We start from the raw sequence: 20,915 nt of genomic DNA, 5'->3' as shown, positions 1-20,915 counted from the left end.
CTCTCAGGGGGCGTTTTCTGCCCCCTGAGAGACAAAAGTGCGAAGTATTACGGCGGGGACTGCCAGCGAAACGTTTCGAGTAATAAAGCCTCATTTAATGCTCTGTTTTGGGGCCTAAGTCGCGAAAATATAGCGTAAAGATGAGTTTTCTTTTTTGGATTCGGATGATACCGTTTGGCTTTAACTTACGAGGATATTCGCATGAAAAACCTCATCGCCGAATTACTGATCCGACTGGCGGAAAAAGAAGAAGAGTCAAAAGAACTGGTCGCGCAGGTAGAAGCTCTGGAGATTGTGGTGACGGCATTACTGAGAAAGCTGGAGAGAGACCAGTTTCAGGCGATCCAGACCAGTATTTCTGAGGCAATGAGAATGGCCTCAACCTCCATGGCTCCGGACTATACAAAAGATGCTCCATTGCTGGAAAACTATATCCAGCGTCTGTTAAATCATCCCCGGCAGTAATCTCCATTCCGTTTAACACGTCCCCTGCTCGCATGTATGCGGCGATGGGCGCTTTTAATGTTAACCCGGTTAAATTTTCTTGCTCCCTCACTCGCTCAAAAAAAAAGTCGTGCCACACTAACAGTGCGTACTTATGACAATAATGGGATGGGTTATTCATGAAAATTCAAATACTGATCGCAGCTGCTCTGTTGTCGCTGACGACCGCCGGATATGTCAGTGCCGCAGAGAAAACCGCGCAGCAGCAGAAAATGACCGTCTGTAACCAGCAGGCAGGTGAAAAAATGCTGAAAGGGGATGACCGAAAAGCCTTTATGAGCAACTGCCTTAAGAAGGACAGTAAGATGGAGGGAATGACACCGCAGCAGATGAAAATGAAAACCTGTAATGCCCAGGCAAGTGAAAAAATGCTAAAAGGCGACGATCGTAAAACCTTTATGAGCACCTGTCTGAAAAAGAGCTGAATAGCTGGCCTTCTGATATTTATCAGGCTTCACCGTGTGTTTTTTCCTGATCTTACGCGATCATGGCACTGATTGTTAAATTCAGTGCCACCCTCTCTTTAAAATAATCTCCCTTTATCCCGACGTTATTATCGGTCTGCCGGGACGCTGTCGTCCCTTATTCACTTACAACTACAGGACGTGGTGTATGGTGGCAATCATCATTATCGGTATTTTTATTATTAGTGTGGTTTATGCGCATTCGCGTGGCAGAGAAAAACTGAAGTTTTCTCGACAGTTATTCGATCACTCTACCTTTATGGCACCGGTCAATATGTTTATGACCGGGCTGTCTGCCTTGCCCGGAAAACAACCCTATTTTGATGAAGACGCTTTTCCTGAATTAGCCAGACTGACCGATAACTGGCAGGTGATCCGGGAAGAGGCCGTGCGTTTGCAGGATCATATTAAAGCGGCACAAACGCATAATGACGCGGGATTTAATACTTTTTTCAAACGGGGATGGAAACGTTTTTATTTAAAATGGTATGGCGATGTCCACCCTTCTGCGCAAGCACTCTGCCCGATAACCTGCGCCTTATTGCGCGATATTCCCGGCGTGAAAGCGGCCATGTTTGCTGAACTTCCTGCCGGGAGCCATCTTGGTAAGCATCGTGACCCTTACGCTGGATCGATACGCTATCATCTGGGCCTGTCGACGCCGGAAGATGACCGCTGTTTTATTGAGGTGGATGGCATCAGACACAGCTGGCGGGATGGCAAAGCGGTGTTTTTCGATGAAACTTACGTACATCTGGCAAAAAATAGCAGCGAAAAGACGCGCATCATCCTGTTTTGCGACGTTGAGAGGCCGATGAAATGGCGCTGGGCGCAGACGGTTAATCGCTGGGTTGGAGATGCCCTGATGTCCGCTGCCAGTTCCCCGAATGATGACGGTGACAGGGTAGGGGGGATTAATCGCATTTTTAAATACGTCAATCACGTCAGAGATGCCGGTCAGAACCTGAAAAGGCGTAATCGCGCGTTATATTATGCGGTAAAGCACTCGCTGATTGTCCTGATTTTACTGCTGATTATTCTACCCAGTATCGGTTCGTAAACGTTATGGTGCCGCGCCTGGCGCGGCACTGGCAAAAGTTATTGTTGCCTGCTCATCTGTTCTGATTTAGCCATACACTGGTGCATTGCTTCGATCACCGCAGATCGGAAGCCTTTCTGCTCCAATACTCTCACGGCTTCAATAGTTGTTCCGGCAGGTGAGCACACCATATCCTTCAACTCGGCAGGATGTTTACCCGTTTCAAGCACCATCTGTGCGGCCCCTTTCACGGCCTGAGCGGCAAACTGATAGGCCTGCGCACGAGGCATTCCACCGAGCACTGCCGCATCAGCCATCGCTTCAATAAACATAAATACGTAAGCCGGGGCCGAACCGCTGACACCCACTACCGCATGGATCAGATATTCCGGTACCAGCGCAGCTTTACCAAAGCCATTAAAGATCTCGACCACTTCATGGGCTTCTTCTGCCGTAACCAACACGTTAGGCGTGACTGATGTCATGCCTTCATTGACCAGGGCTGGGGTATTCGGCATCACACGGACAATTTTACGGTCATGGCCGAGTACCGTGGCCAGGGCGTCCAGCGTTACACCCGCCGCGATAGAAACAATCAGCGTCTCCTTATTCAGGCTACCGGCAATATCTTTCAGTACCGACAGGATCACGTTGGGTTTCACCGCACCAAACAGGATATTGGCCTCCCGGGCGACCTCTTCGGCGCTACCGGCCGGGGTGATGCCATACTGCTGCTGCATCGCCTGGTTGGTCTCCGGCTTGTGGTCAAAAACCAGAATATTTTCCGGTGTAATGTGTCCAGCGTTGACCAGACCCGCAATAATGGCTTTTGACATATTGCCGCAGCCTATAAAGCCTACTTTCTTTTCCATGATAATCTCCCTGCTTAATCAGTCTGTAAGAATCTGTCAGATGCCACAGGTACACCTTAACTCAGCTTTCACCAGGCTTACACTACAAAGGGTGCAGATTCCCTTTGCCATTCTTGAAAAGAGTGGGAAGATCTGACCCTTCACGATTTTTAAAAGGAAACAGCCATGCCAATCTGGGTGGATGCCGATGCGTGTCCGAAAGTGATCAAAGACGTGCTTTACCGCGCGGCGGAACGCGAACAGATAATGGTGACGCTGGTCGCGAACCAGTCACTGAGCGTTCCCCCTTCGCGTTTTCTGCGTACTCTGCGTGTTGCAGCAGGATTTGACGTGGCAGACAACGAAATTGTGCAGCGAGTGGAAGCGGGTGACCTGGTGATAACGGCAGATATTCCGCTGGCCGCGGAGGTGATGGAAAAAGGCGCAGTCGCGCTGAACCCGCGTGGCGAGCGGTACAGTGATGCCACCATTCGTGAGCGTCTCACTATGCGTGACTTTATGGATACTCTGCGTGGCAGTGGAGTGCAGACCGGCGGGCCGCCAGCGCTCAACCAGCGTGACCGCCAGCAATTTGCCAATGAACTGGATAAATGGTTACTGCAGCAGCGTCAGTGAGCGAGCCTCTCCCGTGGGGGAGAGACGCTTTCCGCACTCAGACAAAATTATCGTCATCAAAGTCGTTATCAGCAAAGGCGTCATTGCTGAAATCGTCACTGCTGTCATCCTGCTGCAGGCCACTGTCCTGGCCCAGGAACGCGTTATTGTCGCTGCCGTTAAAGGTATCAAGATTGTTATTGAGATCGGGATCAGGTAGCGGCGGTTCGTTAATGATATTTACGATTTCCTCTGGCTGCTGATGCTGGAACATACTGGTCAGCATTTCGGCCATAACTACGCCACCTGCCACACCCACCGCCGTTTGCAGTGCGCCGCCCAGGAAGCCCCGCCCCGCAGGCGGTGCGGCCGCATAGGCAGGTTGCTGTACCGGTGCGGGCGCACCGTTATTGCTCCAGGGCTGGGCAGCAGGTGCACTCTGAGCCGGTTTTCCGCCGCCGAACAGGCCAGAGAGAAAACCGCCGCTGCTCTGCTGCGGTTGCCGGGCCTGCGACAGGTCATTTTCCAGCTGACTGACGCGTGCATTGAGCTGCTTTAACGCCGCCTCCTGGATCAGGATAGCCTGGGCCATGTAGTAGGGGGCACCGGGCTGCTGCTGTATTTGCTGCTGGATCAGTTTTTCTGCCGCGCTGTCACGGGGGCCGGACTGAGCTTCTGCCTGTTTCAATCGGGTAAACAGGCTGTCAATTAACTGCTGTTCTTCGTTCTGCATTAGGTTTCTCCGAAAACGGGCGACAGCATTACTATTGGCATGAGTGGCGGGAAAGTAAATCGTGCTGGCGTAAGGAAATGTTGCGGTTAACAGGGAAGATATTTAGACGGTGTAAGTTTTTCTTTACGCTGCTTATATTAATATAATCAATGCATTATATCGATAATTGTGGCGGCTGGCTGTAAATAAAACGTGACTTATAGCTCGCCAGCATAATGTCGGGTATCATGCGCTGCAACGTTAATCATTGGTTGGCCAGCCGTATGCAATTAACGGTGTTGGCGTTTGCTTAAGGAAGGGCCTGTTATGTCATTACCCATTTATCTGGTCGGTGCACGCGGCTGCGGCAAAACGACCGTTGGCCACGCTCTTGCGCTGGCGCTGGGGTATCGCTTCTGTGACACCGACCACGCACTTCAGAATAGCAGCGGTCAGACGGTCGCGGAGATTGTTACCCGTGAAGGCTGGCCTGGCTTTCGCCTGCGTGAAACCGCCGCGCTCAAAACTGTCAGCGCAGCAGCGACGGTGATCGCCACCGGCGGAGGCATGGTACTGTCGGAAGAAAACCGTCAGTTTATGCGTGAACAGGGGCAGGTCATCTATCTGCATGCCGATGCCGCTGTACTGGCTGACCGCCTGGAAGCCTATCCACAGGCGGAACAGCGCCCGACGCTTACCGGTCGCCCCATTGCGCAAGAGATGGTCGACGTGCTGGCGGTGCGTGATGCGTTATATCGTCAGTCTGCGCACCATATCATTGATGCCATGCAGTGCCCGGATGACGTTGTCAGCCAGATCCTCACCGTGCTTTCCCTTGCCCGCGCCAGCTAAACGGTTTTTAACACTTGCATCATGCTGACCCCTTTTCTCTTGTCCTGGCGGTTAAACCGTTACGGTTGTCTATACTGTGTTGTGAGTCATCATTCTGACCACGCAATTTACTGACATCAAAGAGGGGAGCATTATGCCAGGCAGACCGCCATATCCACGAGAAGCGAATATCGTACCGGTAGAGAAAGGCGCACCCGGCAAGTCAGTTATCTGGTTCGAGCTGCGTGCCGATCATCCGAAACCTGACACCTTGATCAGCGAGCATGAAACAGAGCAGGAAGCGCTGGATGCTAAAAAACGCTACGAAGATCAGTCTAAAGAGTAATGTCCACGGGCAAGGATGCCGACGGTCCCGCTCACCCCACTCACCACAGTCTGTTGATCACCTACTGGCTGAACCGGCTTGCAGCCGCCAGCAGGGATGAGCCCTGGCGCGTGAGGAAACGCTTCAGGGCATCAGTATCTTCCCCACGGCTATCGGTAATATACCCCGGGGGAAACTATTGCGCTTTTCCTCTCATGCCCCTCGCACCATCAGGCTCACCGTATAAGGCCACGGTACTCAATGCGTTACAGGATGATTATCTTAAACGCCCGCTCAGAGGCAGCAACATCATCTCAGAAAGATCGTTGAGTCTGTCAGGGGATCACACTCTTATCCCTGGAAAAAAGCAGGATACGTTCGGGGATGGTGGGGGCAACGGGCGGCAGAACTGCTGACCTGAATCACGATTGCTGCGCGTGGCGCGCAATAGTGCGTGACAGCCCGTTAATTATGGTTCTACACTGCAAACTTACCTTTGTCTCTGATTTTAAGGAATTTATATGCTCAACGTTAGTGAGTATTTCGACGGTAAAGTGAAGTCGATTGGTTATGAGAGCGCCAGTACCGGCCGCGCCAGTGTAGGCGTGATGGCAGAAGGTGAGTACACCTTTGGTACCGGTCAGGCAGAAGAGATGACCGTGGTCAGTGGTTCGATGAAGGTATTACTGCCGGGCGAGGTGGAGTGGAAACATTACCAGCCAGGCCAGGTGTTTAATGTGCCCGGCCACAGTGAATTCCATTTACAGGTAGCGGAGTCATCTGCCTATCTGTGCCGGTATCTGAAAGACTGATATTGTCAGGGCTGACCGGAATAAGGTCAGCCCCTGTATCGCCCGTTAAGTGTAACAAGGCAACCCGCACATTAACGCTGTGCTTCACCGCCCAGCGCTTCGACCGTATTACTGATCAGGGCCGCCAGCTCGCCCGTCATCAGCACAAAATCTGCATCAAAACGTCCGGTGACATCCTCACGATCGATATCATCATTCTGTTCGCGTAAAATATCAGAGAACTTCAGCCGCTTGATCGAGCCATCATCCGACAGGATCATCTGGATACGTTCCTGCCAGTCGAGGGCCAGTTTCGTCACCAGCTTCCCTGCTTCAATATGATTAGCGATCTCATCGCACACCAGATCCTGTTTCTTACAGCGGATCACGCCGCCATCTTCCAGAATCGCTTTGAGTTCGGCTTCGTCCATCAGGGCAAATCCGGCAGGCAGCTCACCAGAGCGCACCCATTCGGTCATGGTCAGCTCAATCGGGCTTTCCAGCGTCAGAGGAACCACAGGCAGCGAACCGAGGCTTTTACGCAGCAGGGCCAGCGTATCTTCTGCTTTTTTTGCACTGGCACAGTCGACCATAATCAGGTTGTTGACGGTGTCGATCCACACATAGGTCTGGCTGAAACGGCTGAAGGCGCGCGGCAGCAGGCTGTGCAGCACTTCCTCTTTCAGAGAGTCTTTTTCAGTCTTCTTCAGCTTGCGAGACTGTTCGGCTTCCAGCTTGCTGATTTTCGCATCCAGCGCCTGCTTAATCACCGGTGATGGCAGCATTTTCTCTTCTTTACGCGCACAAATCAGGATCTGACCGTTAGTGACGTGAGTCAGGTCTTCGCTGCGCGGACCAATCGGTGAAACCCAGCCGGTTTTAGACATATCCTGGCTACCGCAGGGGCTGAAAGAGAAGGCATCGAGCTGTTTTTCCATCTCGTCTGCCACCAGCGGAATGTCGCGATTGAGACGATAAACCATCAAATTTTTAAACCACAGCATGCTGCATTCCCTCTCAGGGCGCGCAATAAGGCGCGCGAGTTCAAAGTCAGCGCGCATGATAGCGAATCGGCGACGGCGTTTCATTGCCTTTCCGCACCGCACCTTCTAAGGTAATGATCTCCACGTTAAATAATGAGGAATAACAAGTGCGTATCGGTATCGATTTAGGTGGCACGAAAACAGAAGTGATTGCCTTATCTGACCAGGGGGAGGAGCTGTTCCGCTATCGCGTGCCCACGCCGCGTGACGACTACGCGAAAACCCTGGAAAATATCATCGGGCTGGTACAGCGCGCAGAGCAGGAGACCGGTCAGCAGGGCAGCGTCGGAATAGGGATCCCCGGCACGCTGTCGCCCTTTACCCGGCGCGTAAAAAACGCCAATTCCACCTGGCTCAACGGCCAGCCGTTGGATAAAGACTTACAGCAGCGGCTGGGCCGGGAAGTACGTATCGCCAATGATGCTAACTGCCTGGCGGTATCGGAAGCGGTTGACGGTGCTGCGGCGGGACGGCAGACGGTGTTTGCGGTGATTATTGGTACCGGCTGTGGTGCAGGCGTGGCGCTTAACGGTCAGGCACACAGCGGCGGCAATGGTAATGCCGGAGAGTGGGGGCATAACCCCTTACCATGGATGGATGAAGATGAGCTGCGTTACCGCGCTGAAGTTCCCTGCTACTGCGGTAAGCAGGGCTGTATTGAAACCTTTATCTCTGGTACCGGCTTTGCCACCGACTATCATCGCTTAAGTGGCATCGATCTGAAGGGCGCGGAGATTATGCAGCGGGTCGCACAGCAGGATCCGGTGGCAGAGCTGGCGATGAGTCGCTATGAGCTTCGCCTGGCCAAGTCGCTGGCTAACGTGGTGAACATTCTTGACCCGGATATGATTGTGCTGGGTGGGGGGATGAGCAACGTCGATCGGTTGTATCAGACGCTGCCGCTACTGATCAAAAAATGGGTATTTGGCGGAGAGTGTGAAACGCCTGTCCGCAAGGCGGTTCACGGAGATTCCAGCGGGGTACGCGGCGCGGCCTGGCTGTGGCCGTTATGATCTGAACAGGGGCCGGTCGTGATGTCGATCGGCCCCTGTAATGCGCAGATAAGTGGGCGTTATTCGCCCTGTAACATCGCATCATGCGGCGCATTTTCACGCTGGTTCCTGGTCATCAGGAACCACAGATAGCCCATCAGCATCAGTGCAGAAAAAACCGAAAAAATCAGAGCGTTAAACCATATCATGGCCACCAGGCACACCACGGCCAGTACCAGGGCAATGCCGGGGACAATGGGGTAGCCCGGCGCGTGGAAACTGCGATCCAGTCCGGGCGCAGTGCGACGCAGGCGAAACAGGCTCAACATACTCATGATGTACATCACAATGGCACCAAACACCGCCATGGTAATCATGGCCGCCGTCAGTGTCATACCCTGCAGGTTAATCCAGCTGTCGCTGAAGATGGCGGCAATACCGATAATGCCGCCCGCAATAATGGCGCGGTGGGGCGTCTGGAAGCGTGACAGCTTTGCCAGGCCCGCCGGCAAATAGCCGGCGCGCGACAGGGCAAAGAACTGGCGTGAATAGCCAAGTATTATGCCGTGGAAGCTGGCAATCAGGCCAAACAGGCCAATCCACACCAGCATATGCATCCAGTTAGAGTGTTCACCGACGATCATTTTCATCGCCTGCGGCAGGGGGTCGTTGATATTGGATAATGCGCGCCAGTCCCCGGCGCCACCCGCCATCAGCATCACGCCAATGGCCAGCACCACCAGCGTGATGATCCCGGCGATATAGGCGCGGGGGATGGTCCGTTTCGGGTCTTTAGCCTCTTCGGCGGCCATCGCCGCCCCCTCGATCGCCAGGAAAAACCAGATGGCAAAAGGAATGGCCGCAAAAATACCGGAAAGCGCAGGCATTCCGAAGTGCTCACCGCCTGCCCAGCCGTTTGCGGCAAAATTCGCCATACTGAAGCCGGGAGCGACAACGCCCATAAACACCAGTAGCTCAAGCACCGCCAGTACAGTCACCACCAGTTCAAACATTGCCGCCAGCTTAACGCCGAGAATATTCAGCGTCATAAAGACAATATACGCCCCCACGGCCGCATACTTCGGATTCAGGGTTGGGTACTGCACGTTGAGATAGGCCCCGATAGCCATCGCAATAGCCGGCGGCGCAAAAACGAACTCTATCAGGGTGGCCATACCGGCAATCAGACCGCCGGTTTCGCCAAAGGCGCGACGGCTATAGGCAAACGGGCCACCCGCGTGCGGAATGGCGGTGGTCAGTTCGGTAAAGCTGAAGATAAAGCAGGTGTACATGGTGGCAATCATCAGCGTGGTAAGCAAAAAACCGAGCGTACCCGCCACGCCCCAGCCATAGCTCCAGCCAAAATACTCCCCGGAAATGACCAGACCGACTGCGATGCCCCAGAGGTGTATGGTGCCCAGCGTGGGCTTTAATTTCATTGTCATGCTGTTATCCCCGTCAGTGTGTTTTCCCCATCGGACACGTCGTCGCTTACGGTCGCGTGAACCTTTGCAGAGGTGTGGTCTGATAATGACGCTGCCCGGTGGGTGAAACTTGACACCGGCATGAGGATTTTTGTGCTCTGTAGTCAACTGGCAGGCCAAAAAAGTGCCAGGGGTACGCTGTGGTCAAAACAGGATAGTCTGCGGTCAAGCCGGAGAAGGGCAAGCGATCGGATGCTGTCAGCCAGGACGTACTGACTGAAACTGACCCGGAGCCAGACTATGACTGCCAGACAATATGACACGCTGAACAACGCCGAGCTGCAACACCTTGCTGAGATGACACTGTTACGCTATCCGGTGGCGTTGCAGGGCAAACTCAGCCTGCTGTGTCGTTCTGAAAACGCCACGTTTTTACTGGAGGCGGGGGGCAGGCGTTATGCGCTGAGGCTGCACCGTGAGGACTATCATCAGCGTGCCGATATTGAAAGTGAGCTGCAGTGGCTGGATGCGCTGCGTGAAACCGGTATTGAGGTACCGCAGGCGGTGGCCGATCGCGAAGGGCAGACGGTGCAAACGCTGACGCTGAATGCGGGTTCCGTTCGTCATGCCGTATTGTTCCACTGGATAGACGGAGAGATGCCAGGCACCGACGTTGATCCCCGGGCCTTTCGCCAGTTGGGCAATATTACCGCCCGCCTGCATCAGCACAGCAGGAACTGGCAGCGTCCCGCGGGATTCCAGCGCATCATCTGGGATCATCACACGATGGTCAGCCCGCAGAGCCACTGGGGAGACTGGCGTGATGCACCGAATTTACGCGCGGAGGATGGCGTCATTGTTGAGGAAACCGTCGCCCGGGTGGGGGCGGCCCTGGCCGGATTTGGTCAGGATCCTCAGTATTATGGTCTGATCCACGCCGATCTGCGTCTGACGAATTTGCTGCTGCACAACGGGGAAACCCGGGTGATTGACTTTGATGACTGCGGTTTCGGCTGGTATCTGCATGATCTGGCGGCAGCGATCAGTTTTGTCGAACATCATCCGCGTGCGGCGGAGTGGATAGATCACTGGATCCAGGGCTACGAGCAGGTCGACCATATTACCGATGTTGAAATGGCGATGGTGCCCACGCTGCTGATCCAGCGTCGCATTCAGCTGCTGGCCTGGGTGGGATCGCATGCGGAAACCGGGATGGCACAGAGTCTGGGATCGCAATGGGCCGATCACTCCGTGCGCCTGTGCCGCCGCTATCTGGAAAGGCGCGAGCTGCCGGTCGGGGTGTGATCGGTTTGCACCGTTGGCGGGCAGCCTGCGCTCCGGCGGTGCTTAACGGTCCCGACTGACAGAATAAGCAGATGATTTTGCTGACTCTACCGCCTGGTATGAAACTTGCTGTATTCAGGATATTCATCGCAGCATACAGGCAATCACCATGATGCAAAATCACCTGATCCGGCCAGAAATGAGCCATGCTCTCGGCAACGTCAGCAATCGCGGCGTACTGGCCGCGGCTGCCAGCGGACTGAGCGAATTTATCAGCCACAGCGGCGGGGATGTTGATCAGATTTTTGGCGTTAGCGGTATCAACCCGGAGCTGCTGGCGCAGCCGACCCTCAGCCTCGGATTAATTAACTACTGCCGTGTCATGGAGGAGGCGGCACGCTATTCCGGTTGCGATAACTTCGGTTTGCATTATGGCCGGCAGTTCAAACCGCAGTCATTAGGCCTGATTGGTTATATCGGTCTGTGCAGTGCCACGCTGGAGCAGGCCCTGCACAACGTCGCCACTGCGTTTCCGTGGCATCAGCACGATACGCTCACGCGACTGGTCGATAAGGGCGACTGCTGGCGTATGGATTATCAGGTAAGACACGGCGCTATCCTCTGCCGCCGTCAGGACGCGGAGCTGACGCTGGGGATGTTCCTCAATCTGGTTCGCCACGTTGCGGGAAAAAACTGGGCACCGCGTGAAGTCCATTTCGAACATCCGCGCCCCTCCGAGTGGCACGAGCACTGCAAAGTCTTCGACGCCCCGGTCTATTTTGACCAGCCGTTTAACTCTTTGCTAATCCCGAAACGCGATCTGCTGCGCGCCATGCCGGACAGCGACCCGCTGTTACTGGGGGTTATGCAGGATGCCATACGCCGTCTGAATAACGGGTCGCCACAGCAAAATGTTGTCGACCAGACTCGGGCGCAGGTTCATCAGGCGATGCTGCAGGGGGAGCCGGTACTGGAGGACGTGGCGGAGAAAATGGGGCTGTCGAGCTGGACACTGCAGCGACGTCTGCGAGAGGAAGGTATCAGTTTTACCCTGCTGGTGGACAATGTACGCTGTGAGATGGCTAAACATTACCTGCAGCAAAGGCAACTGCCGATTTCTGAAATGGCGCTGTTGCTGGGCTATTCGGAGGTCAGCGCTTTCTCCCGCGCTTTCCGGCGCTGGTTTGGCATCAGCCCCCGACAGTGGCGGCAGGATGAACTGGCAGGGTAAAGGTTAAGTCGTGTTATTTACGTGCATCGGGAAAGACCTATTTGAATTAAGTTAGGATAATGCTTAGTGCTCTTATAATTTATGGCTGTGACAAATTAAAATAATTGAATGTTTACGTTTATTTTTGTAATTTCCTTGTGGTAATCTTCTGTGCCAGAGGCGCCCCGCCTTTATTTTATAATAATCCATTCTGGCTATAATCTGCGTGCTAATCAGGTTCAGGGTTATTATTTTAATACGAATTCTTTCAGGGAAATGAAATGAAATCCACAAGCCTTGTTGCTTTATCTTTATTAAGCGTGTCGGTGCTGTCCGGCTGTGCCACCGAATCTTCCCGTTCCATTGAAGCACCTCAGGTCGCTGCGGCTTCTCAGCCACAATATCAGGGAGCGAAAAGCCCGATTGCCGTCGGTAAGTTCGATAATCGCTCTTCTTATATGAACGGTGTCTTCTCTGATGGGGTTGACCGCCTGGGCAATCAGTCAAAAACCATCCTTATTACGCATCTGCAACAGACCGGCCGTTTTAACGTGCTGGATCGTGCCAACCTTGACGAGCTGAAAGCAGAAGCGCAGTACAAAGGCAGCCAGCAGACCATCAAAGGGGCCAACTATGTGATCACCGGTGATATTACCGAGTTTGGTCGTAAAGAAGTTGGAGACCAGCAGCTCTGGGGTATTCTTGGCCGCGGCAAGTCTCAGGTTGCCTATGCCAAGGTGAATCTGAATGTGGTAGATGTCGCCACTTCTGAAGTGGTTTATTCCGTGCAGGGTGCGGGTGAATACAGCCTGTCAAACCGCGAAGTGATTGGCTTCGGCGGTACGGCCAGCTATGACTCCACGCTGAATGGTAAGGTGATGGATTTAGCGGTACGTGAAGCCGTGAATCATCTGGTGCAGGGAATCGAATCAGGCGCGTGGCGTCCGGTAAAATAATCGACAGGGATGAGATAATGAACGTGATTAAAATGGCCAGCGTGACCCTGGTCGCGCTGCTGATGGTCGCCTGCGCCGAAAAAAAAGAAACCGTGTATTACTGGGGTGATTATCAGTCCACGATATACAGTTATTACAAAAATGATAAATCGCCTGAACAACAGATTGAATCACTGAATGCCATTGTTGAGCAGGCGAAGGCGAAAAATAAACCGGTACCGCCGGGTCTCCATGCCCAGACAGGTTTGCTCTATGTTGAAACCGGCCATCCGGACCAGGCCTTCCAGCAATTTAATATGGAAAAGACCCTGTTCCCTGAGTCAGCGGCCTATATGGATTTCCTGATGCGCAATAAGGTGAAAAAATAATGAAACTATGGACCCTTATTGCCGTAGCCGCGACGCTGGTGCTGAGCGGTTGTGCGAAACAAACGCCTTACGATTACAGCGCGTTCCGCGCCAGTAAGCCACGTTCTATTGTGGTGCTGCCGGCAAAAAACAGCAGCCCGGATATCACAGCAGCCCGCAGCCTGGTGTCCGTAGTCACCGCACCGCTGGCCGAGTCCGGTTACTATGTCTTCCCGGTCGCCGTGGTCGACAAAACCTTTGAGCAGAACGGGCTGACCAGCGGCGCGGAAGCTCAGGCAGTCAGCACCGCGAAACTGTATGAGATCTTCCATGCGGATGCGGCGCTGTATATTGATATCGACAGCTATGGTAGCCAGTACCGGGTCGTGGACAGTGTCACTGAGGTCAGCGCCACTGCACGGCTGGTGGATCTGCGCAGCGGTAAGCAAATCTGGTCCGGTAAGGGCTATGCTTCTGACGCGCAGGACAACAGCAATAACGGCCTGCTGGGGATGCTGATCACCGCGGCAGTGAAACAGATGTCCAGCAACATGTCTGACAAAAGCCATGATATTGCCATCATCGCCGGAGCGACCATGCTCACCGCCGATGGCCGCAACGGCAGCATTCTGCCAGGGCCGCGTGCAAAAGTGAAAACGGCGTTATAACGTCAATGCCGCTGGGGCGTTCGTCTTAGAACGCCCCTACGCCACAGGCGTTTCCAGCCTGCTGTAGCCCAGTCCGTTAATCTTCTTCACCCTGATCTGCACCGGAATGCGCTCTTTCATCGCCTCCACGTGGCTGATCACCCCAATCGTTTTCCCGCTGGCATTCAGTGCATCCAGCGCGTCAAGCGCACTGTCGAGCGTCTCCGCATCCAGCGTGCCAAACCCTTCATCCAGGAACAGCGACTCAATGCGGGTTTTGTGGCTGACCAGATCTGATAACGCCAGCGCCAGTGCGAGGCTGACAAGAAAACTTTCCCCGCCTGACAGCGTGCGGGTATCGCGCTGTGCATCCGCCTGCCAGGTATCGATCACCTGCAGTTCCAGTGCTTCCTGAGATTTTCGCTGCAGCAGATAGCGCCCGTGCAGACGGTTCAGCTGATTGTTCGCCAGCCACACCAGATGATCCAGCGTCAGCCCCTGTGCAAAACGGCGGAATTTATCCCCCTCTCTGGAACCAATCAGCTGATTCAGGTAGCTCCAGTCCTCAAGATGTTGCTCGTGAGCGGCAATCTCAGCCAGCAGCGCCTGCTGGCGAGTTCGCCTTTCGTTGTCATCGCGTAGCTGCTGACGCAGCTGGCCCTGCTGGCTGGCCAGCTCACGCAGTTGCTGGTTCAGCCCGTGCAGTTCAGCTTCCAGCAGGGCACGGCGGGAAGGGAGGTCGTCGACCTTGCCTGTTTTGGTTAAGGCATCGTCTAATTTCGACTGCAGAGTAATCAACTGTTCATTTAGTGATTTATGCTGTCCGGTCAGAGTATTTATCCGGTCCTGCTGCGACTGCCACTGCACCTGAGCCTGGCGCACGTCCCGATCGTGCTGCGTGGCGGCCGCCCGCAGCTGCTGCTGAACTTCTGCGACCTGTCGATCGCCAAACAGCGCCTGACGCTGCTGCTGCAGTTGGTTCAGCATCGACTGCTGCTGCTGCAGGCGCTGATCCCCTGCGTTCAGTCGTGTCTGCTGCTGCTGCAGTTCATCTTCCAGCGCCTGCTGGCGGCTGGCGATAGTGGCCAGTTCGGGCACCAGCGCGGCCAGCGCCTCGCTGTTACGTTGCCATGCCTGCCACTGCTGTTCGCAGCGCTGCAGCCAGCCCTGATAGTCGCCATCCTGCGGCAGTGACAGATCCAGCGCCCTCAGCGCTTCTGCCAGGCTGCTGAGGCGCTGTTGTGCACGCGCTTCATCCTGTTCAAGCTGCTGCTGTTGTGCGTTCAGGGCCTGCACGGCGGCGTCCCTCTCCTGTTGCTGCAGTTGGATCTGCTGTTGCAGGTGTTGCCAGGACTGCTGTTGCTGATAAAGCCCTTCCTTCTGCTGCTGACAGTGGCGCAGGGCCTGCTCCAGCTGCTGCAACTGCTGCTGCAGGGTGCTTTCCTGCTGCTCCTGCTCTGCCAGCCATTCACTGACCTGCGCAGGCTGTTGTGGGGTCAGCGTCAGTGAGAGCGCGCCCGCGGCGTTCTGCCACTGCTGTTCCAGTTGCTGCAGTTGACGACCCAGATCGTTCCGTTCCTCCTGCAGACGGGCCTCCTGCGCCTGCGCCTGTTTCAGCTGTGCGCCGAGGGTGCTTCCTTCCTCTTTCAGTTGTTCAACTTCGCGCCTGAGGGTGGCGAGCCGCTGCTGGTTTTCTGAAAGCTGTAATGCCTGATACGCCTGCACCGCCGGATGGGTTTCTGAACCGCAAAGCGGGCAGGGCTGGCCGGCTTCCAGCTGCGCCCGGTGCTGCTCCAGATCGGCAATGCGCCGTTCCAGCTCACAGCGTTTATCAAGATCCTGCTGATGCTGATACTTCTCTTTCCATAACGCACGCAGCGTAAGTAACTGCTCACTGTTTTTCTGGATCTGCTGCGTCAGCGCCTGATGTTCCTGTTGTAACCGGACCAGGCGGCCGTTCAGCTGCTGACCCTGCGGAAGCAGCGTTGCCAGCAGCAGGCGCTGGGGCCGCTGCCGGGCACACTGCGCCAGCACTGCGCGCAGGGTTTCTTCCGGGTGCTTCTGTTGCAGCGGCACCAGCTGCTGCCGGGCCTGAGCAAGTGCCTGTTCTGCGGCGGAGAGCTGCTGCTGTAGCGGCGTCTGCTGCTGCTGAAGCCGCTCGCAGGCCTGTTCATACTGCACCAGTGCCTGCTGGCGGGTCGCCACCTGCTGGCGCAAAGATGTGAGTGACTGCTCACTCTCTTGCTGCTGACGGAAACGTTCCCGCCACAGCGGCAGAGACTCTCCGTAACGTTCATACTGCGCATGGGCGCTGCGCCAGTCGTTAAGCTGTCGCTGCTGCAACTGTTTTTCCGTCTGCAACTGAAGGTTCTGCACGCTTTCCTGCTGACGGGAAGCGAAAGTCTGCTGATGCTCATTCTGCTCACGCGCCAGCTGCTGAACCTGCTCCCGCAGAGCGCTAAGTTGCAGATCGAGCGGCAGCACTTTTTCGGCTATCAGAGTGTCCTGCTGCAGATGCAGCGTCTGGTGCTGCTCCTGCGCCAGCAAAGCCTGCTGCTGTGCCGCCGCCACTGCCGTCAGTGCGGTGTGCGCCTGCTGCCGCTGTTCGTCCAGCTGCTGTGCGCGGGTGATCAGCAACTGCCGTTCCCGTTGCAGCTGCTCAAGCTGTTGCAGTTCATGCACTTTTTGCTGCCGGCCCTGCTGCTGCGAAGTAAGTGCCTGCTCCTCCGCAATGCTTTGTGCCAGCTGCGTATTCAGGCTGTCCTGCTGCGCTTCGCTTAACAAAGCCATGCCGCCGGACTGCGCCCTCAGGGTATCCAGTAACACCTTCGCCTGTTTGTGTCGTTCAAACACCGCCGAAGAGAGTCTTCCGTAAATTTCGGTCCCGGTCAGCTCTTCCAGCAGTTCAGCGCGTTTATTGGCATCGGCATTGAGAAACGCGGCGAACTGGCCCTGCGACAGCATCATGGACTTCGTAAAGCGCTCAAAGTCCAGTCCGGTCAGCGTGGCGATCATCTCCAGCTTGTCTTTGACTTTGTCGGCCACGATCTGATTATCATCGCAGCGCGCCAGTTCCACGCGCGGGGCCTGTAAATTGCCGTCAGCGGCACCGCGTGCACGGTTCTGGCTCCAGAAGGCGCGCCACGCCACCCCTTTTACCTCAAATTCCACCTCGGCCAGACATTCGGCAGTATCACGCGTCATCAGGTCATTTTGTGACTGGGTAATGCTCTTGAGCCGTGGGGTTTCGTGATACAGCGCGAGGCAGATGGCATCCAGCAGCGTGGTTTTTCCCGCACCGGTCGGGCCGGTGATGGCAAACAGCCCGTTGCTGGCAAACGGCTCAACGGTAAAATCAATTTTCCATTCACCTTTGAGCGAATTGAGGTTTTTAAAGCGTAAGGTCAGGATTTTCATCGGGGCTGCTCCTCATGGCGCACCGCTTCGAGCGTTTGAGCAAAGAGCGCGCTGGCCCGCGCCTGACGTTCCGGTTCATCGGTTTCCTGGGCCAGGCGGCGGGAAAAAACCTCCTCAACGCTCAGTTCGCTAAGGGTTTCATTATTTTGCCGGGCGATAACCTGCTCCCGCTGTTCGCGGCTGCGGCGCAACAGCACCACCTCCACCGGCAGCGGTGCGGTCAGCTCCTGAATGCGGCGCTGTAACTCACTGAGATAGGCCTCGGTGACGATTTCAATATCCAGCCAGATGGTTCTGCCCTGCGGATCGGGCGTCAGCGCCGCCAGCTGCTGTTCGATCTGCTCCAGCGATCCTTTAATCATCTGCATCGGCTGGAAGGACGGGATCGGCAGCGCCTCAGCGGCAACGAAACGGCCCGCGTCGAAGTCGACCTGAAACACGCTTTTGGCTTTACCCAACTCATCAAAACTGAGCGGAATGGGTGAGCCGCTGTAACGAATATGGTCGCTGTTGGCAATGCGCTGGGCACGGTGAATGTGGCCGAGGGCAATGTAGTCTGCCGGGGGAAAACAGTCGGCGGGGAAGGCGTCCAGTGTGCCGATGTAAATATCGCGCACGGCGTCGCTTTTGGTCACCCCCAGAGTGGTCAGATGGCCGGTCGCTATAATGGGCAGCGTCAGTCCCAGCGCCTCCCGCTGCCTCAGCGCCTCCTGCCAGCAACGTTGATAATGATCGGTAATGGCTTCCAGCAGGCTTTGCTGCTTCTCCCGCCCTGACTGTCCGCTCTGGCTACGCAGAATATCGCGTGGACGTAAAAAGGGGATCGCGCAGAGCAGCGCGCCGGGCTGGCCATCGCGGCGATTCAGCATCAGGACCTGCTGGCTGACATCGTCACTGGCAGCCGCGATCACCCGGGTATTCAGGCACGCCAGCAGCTCGCGCGATTCGTTCAGCATCGCCACCGAATCGTGGTTACCGCCCAGGATCACCAGCTGACAGCCGGTTTGCTGGAGTCTGACGACAAAGCGGTTATACAGCTCGCGTGCGTAGCTCGGCGGCGAACCGGTATCAAAAATATCCCCGGCGACGATAATGGCGTCCGCCTGCTGCGCTTCTGCTTTTTCCAGCAGCCAGTCAAGAAAGGCCTGGTGCTCAGCCGCCCGGCTTTTGGTGTAGAAAAACTGGCCAAGATGCCAGTCGGCAGTATGAATGATGCGCATGGGGGTCCTTTCATGGCGGAAATGCATGGCGGGAAGTATACCCGTCCTGCCTGCCGAATTATTCACGCCAGGCAGATTAATGCGGTGCGGGGGATTTTATTTAAGTCCATCAATGCCTTCAGGGGGTGCTTTTTTCATAAAAGTGTCATAAAACTGACGCATAATGGCGCCGCATATCCCCGTGACAACCTGTCACAGCAGCAGGAGCAATAATGGCCAAGCGAATTCTGGTGGTGGAAGATGAAGCCCCAATCCGTGAGATGTTGTGTTTCGTTCTGGAACAAAATGACTATCAACCGATCGAAGCCGAGGACTATGACAGCGCAGTTAACTTGCTGATTGAGCCCTGGCCGGATCTCATCCTGCTGGACTGGATGTTACCGGGCGGTTCAGGCATCCAGTTTATCAAACACCTGAAGCGTGAAGCCATGACCCGGGATATTCCGGTGATGATGCTGACGGCGCGCGGTGAGGAAGAGGATCGCGTACGTGGCCTGGAAGTGGGCGCGGATGATTACATCACCAAACCTTTTTCACCGAAAGAGCTGGTGGCACGCATCAAGGCCGTGATGCGTCGTATCTCCCCGATGGCAGTGGAAGAGGTTATCGAGATGCAGGGGCTGAGTCTTGACCCGTCCTCGCATCGCGTGATGTCCGACACGCAGCCGCTGGAAATGGGGCCGACGGAATATAAATTACTGCACTTCTTTATGACCCACCCGGAACGTGTCTACAGCCGCGAGCAGTTGCTAAACCACGTCTGGGGGACTAACGTTTACGTCGAAGATCGTACCGTCGACGTCCATATCCGTCGTTTGCGTAAAGCGCTGGAACTGACCGGGCACGATCGTATGGTGCAGACGGTTCGCGGAACAGGTTATCGTTTCTCTGCACGCTATTGATCGTTCGCGCTGGAGTCTGAACCGTGTTGGAACGCCTCTCCTGGAAGAGATTATTGCTTGAGCTGTTGCTCGCCGGTCTGCCCGCACTGATCCTCGGGCTGCTGGTGGGCGGGCTGCCCTGGCTGCTGTTAGTCTCAGTACTGTGTGTGCTGGGTTTTCATTTCAACAATTTACTTCGACTCTCTCACTGGCTGTGGGTTGACCGCAGCATGACACCTCCCAGCGGCCGTGGCAGCTGGGAACCACTGTTCTACGGCCTGTATCAAATGCAGGCGCGTAACCGCCGCCGCCGCCGTGAGCTCGGCCATCTGATCAAGCGCTTTCGCAGTGGTGCCGAATCACTGCCCGATGCGGTGGTACTGACCACCGAAGAGGGCACCATTTTCTGGTGTAACGGTCTGGCACAGCAGATGCTGGGGCTGCGCTGGCCGGAAGATAACGGCCAGAACATCCTGAATTTACTGCGTTATCCTGAGTTTACCCGTTATCTGCGCCAGCGCGATTTTACCCGTCCGCTGACGCTGGTGCTGAACAGCCACCGTCATCTTGAGTTCCGCGTAATGCCCTACAGTGAAGGGCAGTGGCTACTGGTGGCGCGAGATGTGACGCAGATGCACCAGCTGGAGGGCGCACGCCGCAATTTCTTTGCGAATGTCAGCCATGAGCTACGTACGCCGTTAACCGTGCTGCAGGGCTACCTGGAGATGATGAATGACTCCGTGCTGGAGGGCAGTCTGCGTGACAAGGCCTTGCATACCATGCAGGAGCAAACCAAACGCATGGACAGTCTGGTGAAACAGCTGCTGACCTTATCCCGCATTGAGGCGGCTCCCGCGCTCGATCTGCAGGAAAAAGTGGATGTGCCGATGATGCTCCGGGTCCTGCAGCGGGAAGCGGAAACCCTCAGTAATGGCCGCCATGAGATTCATTTTCACACGGACCCCCATTTGCGCGTGTTTGGCAATGACGAGCAACTGCGTAGTGCGATTTCTAATCTGGTGTATAACGCCGTCAATCATACGCCGGATGGGACGCGCATTGATGTCAGCTGGCTGCGCAACCCCCAGGGGGCCCAGTTTAAGGTGAAAGATAACGGGCCGGGCATCGCACCGGAACACCTGCCGCGGCTGACAGAGCGTTTCTACCGGGTGGATAAAGCGCGTTCCCGACAGACCGGCGGCAGCGGATTAGGGCTGGCGATTGTCAAACACGCGCTCAGCCACCACAATACGCGGCTGGATATCACCAGCAAGCCCGGCAGCGAAACCTGTTTCAGCTTTCAGCTACCACTCAGATTGATTGTCAGTGCCGGACTGGCTGAGAATGCGCTGCGTTAAGTCT

21 protein-coding genes are annotated in these 20,915 nt (G+C 55.4%); 15 read left to right on the top strand and 6 right to left on the bottom strand.

What is annotated here, in order from left to right; all coding sequences use genetic code 11:
- The first annotated feature begins 201 nt into the window (after positions 1–201).
- From iraP to lpxO, 3 genes are all read left to right on the top strand, one after another.
- On the top strand, positions 202–465 hold the full coding sequence (gene iraP / locus EPE01S_RS17945; protein ID WP_062747867.1) for an anti-adapter protein IraP: 264 nt from the start codon (positions 202–204) through the stop codon (positions 463–465).
- Between the two features lie 158 nt (positions 466–623).
- Complete coding sequence (locus EPE01S_RS17940) at positions 624–929, top strand: PsiF family protein (protein ID WP_062747865.1); 306 nt, start codon at positions 624–626, stop codon at positions 927–929.
- Positions 930–1,116: 187 nt separating this feature from the next.
- The gene (lpxO, locus tag EPE01S_RS17935; protein ID WP_062747863.1) at positions 1,117–2,028 is read left to right on the top strand and encodes a lipid A hydroxylase LpxO; all 912 of its coding nucleotides are present in this window, start codon (positions 1,117–1,119) and stop codon (positions 2,026–2,028) included.
- A gap of 38 nt (positions 2,029–2,066) precedes the next feature.
- Here lpxO and proC read toward each other — a convergent pair whose 3' ends face one another.
- A complete protein-coding gene (gene proC / locus EPE01S_RS17930) occupies positions 2,067–2,882 on the bottom strand; it encodes a pyrroline-5-carboxylate reductase (protein WP_062747861.1) in 816 nt (271 codons plus the stop codon).
- Positions 2,883–3,044: 162 nt separating this feature from the next.
- On the opposite strand from proC, the gene EPE01S_RS17925 reads away from it, so the two are divergent.
- Positions 3,045–3,494, top strand: coding sequence for a YaiI/YqxD family protein (locus tag EPE01S_RS17925; RefSeq protein WP_062747859.1), 450 nt, complete (start codon positions 3,045–3,047; stop codon positions 3,492–3,494).
- Between the two features lie 37 nt (positions 3,495–3,531).
- Here the strand turns inward: EPE01S_RS17925 and EPE01S_RS17920 are convergent, their stop codons facing one another.
- The gene (locus EPE01S_RS17920; protein ID WP_062747857.1) at positions 3,532–4,206 is read right to left on the bottom strand and encodes a DUF2076 domain-containing protein; all 675 of its coding nucleotides are present in this window, start codon (positions 4,204–4,206) and stop codon (positions 3,532–3,534) included.
- A 306-nt stretch (positions 4,207–4,512) separates the two neighbouring features.
- Between EPE01S_RS17920 and aroL the strand changes: the two genes are divergently transcribed.
- The 3 genes from aroL to ppnP all read left to right on the top strand — a co-directional run bounded on the left by aroL (position 4,513) and on the right by ppnP (position 6,153).
- Positions 4,513–5,037, top strand: a complete 525-nt coding sequence (gene aroL / locus EPE01S_RS17915; RefSeq protein WP_062747855.1) for a shikimate kinase AroL — start codon at positions 4,513–4,515, stop codon at positions 5,035–5,037.
- Positions 5,038–5,170: 133 nt separating this feature from the next.
- Positions 5,171–5,362 carry a YaiA family protein gene (locus EPE01S_RS17910; RefSeq protein WP_062747853.1) on the top strand — a complete coding sequence of 64 codons (192 nt, stop codon included), beginning with the start codon at positions 5,171–5,173 and terminating at the stop codon, positions 5,360–5,362.
- Between the two features lie 500 nt (positions 5,363–5,862).
- On the top strand, positions 5,863–6,153 hold the full coding sequence (gene ppnP, locus EPE01S_RS17905; protein WP_062747851.1) for a pyrimidine/purine nucleoside phosphorylase: 291 nt from the start codon (positions 5,863–5,865) through the stop codon (positions 6,151–6,153).
- 71 nt (positions 6,154–6,224) lie between these two features.
- Here ppnP and rdgC read toward each other — a convergent pair whose 3' ends face one another.
- A complete protein-coding gene (gene rdgC, locus EPE01S_RS17900; RefSeq protein WP_062747967.1) occupies positions 6,225–7,136 on the bottom strand; it encodes a recombination-associated protein RdgC in 912 nt (303 codons plus the stop codon).
- Positions 7,137–7,282: 146 nt separating this feature from the next.
- Between rdgC and mak the strand changes: the two genes are divergently transcribed.
- Entirely contained in the window at positions 7,283–8,188 is a 906-nt protein-coding gene (gene mak / locus EPE01S_RS17895) for a fructokinase (RefSeq protein ID WP_062747849.1), read from the top strand.
- 59 nt (positions 8,189–8,247) lie between these two features.
- On the opposite strand, the gene eat is transcribed toward mak, so the two are convergent.
- A complete protein-coding gene (eat, locus tag EPE01S_RS17890; RefSeq protein ID WP_062747847.1) occupies positions 8,248–9,612 on the bottom strand; it encodes an ethanolamine permease in 1,365 nt (454 codons plus the stop codon).
- 279 nt (positions 9,613–9,891) lie between these two features.
- Between eat and EPE01S_RS17885 the strand changes: the two genes are divergently transcribed.
- The 5 genes from EPE01S_RS17885 to EPE01S_RS17865 all read left to right on the top strand — a co-directional run bounded on the left by EPE01S_RS17885 (position 9,892) and on the right by EPE01S_RS17865 (position 14,056).
- A complete protein-coding gene (locus EPE01S_RS17885) occupies positions 9,892–10,896 on the top strand; it encodes a phosphotransferase enzyme family protein (protein ID WP_062747845.1) in 1,005 nt (334 codons plus the stop codon).
- A gap of 151 nt (positions 10,897–11,047) precedes the next feature.
- Positions 11,048–12,106: an AraC-like transcriptional regulator QhpR gene (gene qhpR / locus EPE01S_RS17880; RefSeq protein WP_373279687.1), complete on the top strand. Its 1,059-nt coding sequence runs from the start codon at positions 11,048–11,050 to the stop codon at positions 12,104–12,106.
- Between the two features lie 260 nt (positions 12,107–12,366).
- Positions 12,367–13,041, top strand: a complete 675-nt coding sequence (locus EPE01S_RS17875) for a CsgG/HfaB family protein (RefSeq protein WP_062747841.1) — start codon at positions 12,367–12,369, stop codon at positions 13,039–13,041.
- Between the two features lie 17 nt (positions 13,042–13,058).
- Positions 13,059–13,409, top strand: coding sequence for a DUF4810 domain-containing protein (locus EPE01S_RS17870; protein WP_062747839.1), 351 nt, complete (start codon positions 13,059–13,061; stop codon positions 13,407–13,409).
- Positions 13,409–14,056: a DUF799 domain-containing protein gene (locus tag EPE01S_RS17865; protein WP_062747837.1), complete on the top strand. Its 648-nt coding sequence runs from the start codon at positions 13,409–13,411 to the stop codon at positions 14,054–14,056. Before EPE01S_RS17870 ends, EPE01S_RS17865 begins: the two co-directional genes overlap by 1 nt.
- A gap of 36 nt (positions 14,057–14,092) precedes the next feature.
- Here the strand turns inward: EPE01S_RS17865 and EPE01S_RS17860 are convergent, their stop codons facing one another.
- Both EPE01S_RS17860 and sbcD read right to left on the bottom strand, forming a co-directional pair.
- The gene (locus EPE01S_RS17860; RefSeq protein WP_062747835.1) at positions 14,093–17,452 is read right to left on the bottom strand and encodes an AAA family ATPase; all 3,360 of its coding nucleotides are present in this window, start codon (positions 17,450–17,452) and stop codon (positions 14,093–14,095) included.
- Complete coding sequence (gene sbcD / locus EPE01S_RS17855) at positions 17,449–18,672, bottom strand: exonuclease subunit SbcD (protein ID WP_062747832.1); 1,224 nt, start codon at positions 18,670–18,672, stop codon at positions 17,449–17,451. Before sbcD ends, EPE01S_RS17860 begins: the two co-directional genes overlap by 4 nt.
- Before the next feature lie 212 nt (positions 18,673–18,884).
- Between sbcD and phoB the strand changes: the two genes are divergently transcribed.
- A complete protein-coding gene (gene phoB / locus EPE01S_RS17845) occupies positions 18,885–19,574 on the top strand; it encodes a phosphate response regulator transcription factor PhoB (protein ID WP_013200999.1) in 690 nt (229 codons plus the stop codon).
- 23 nt (positions 19,575–19,597) lie between these two features.
- Positions 19,598–20,911, top strand: a complete 1,314-nt coding sequence (gene phoR / locus EPE01S_RS17840) for a phosphate regulon sensor histidine kinase PhoR (protein WP_062747828.1) — start codon at positions 19,598–19,600, stop codon at positions 20,909–20,911.
- Positions 20,912–20,915: the final 4 nt, after the last annotated feature.

Source organism: Erwinia persicina NBRC 102418 (assembly GCF_001571305.1).
In the GTDB taxonomy this organism is placed as follows: domain Bacteria; phylum Pseudomonadota; class Gammaproteobacteria; order Enterobacterales; family Enterobacteriaceae; genus Erwinia; species Erwinia persicina.
The sequence above is the reverse complement of the archived record's forward strand: the minus strand, read 5'-3'. Positions and strand labels throughout refer to the sequence as shown.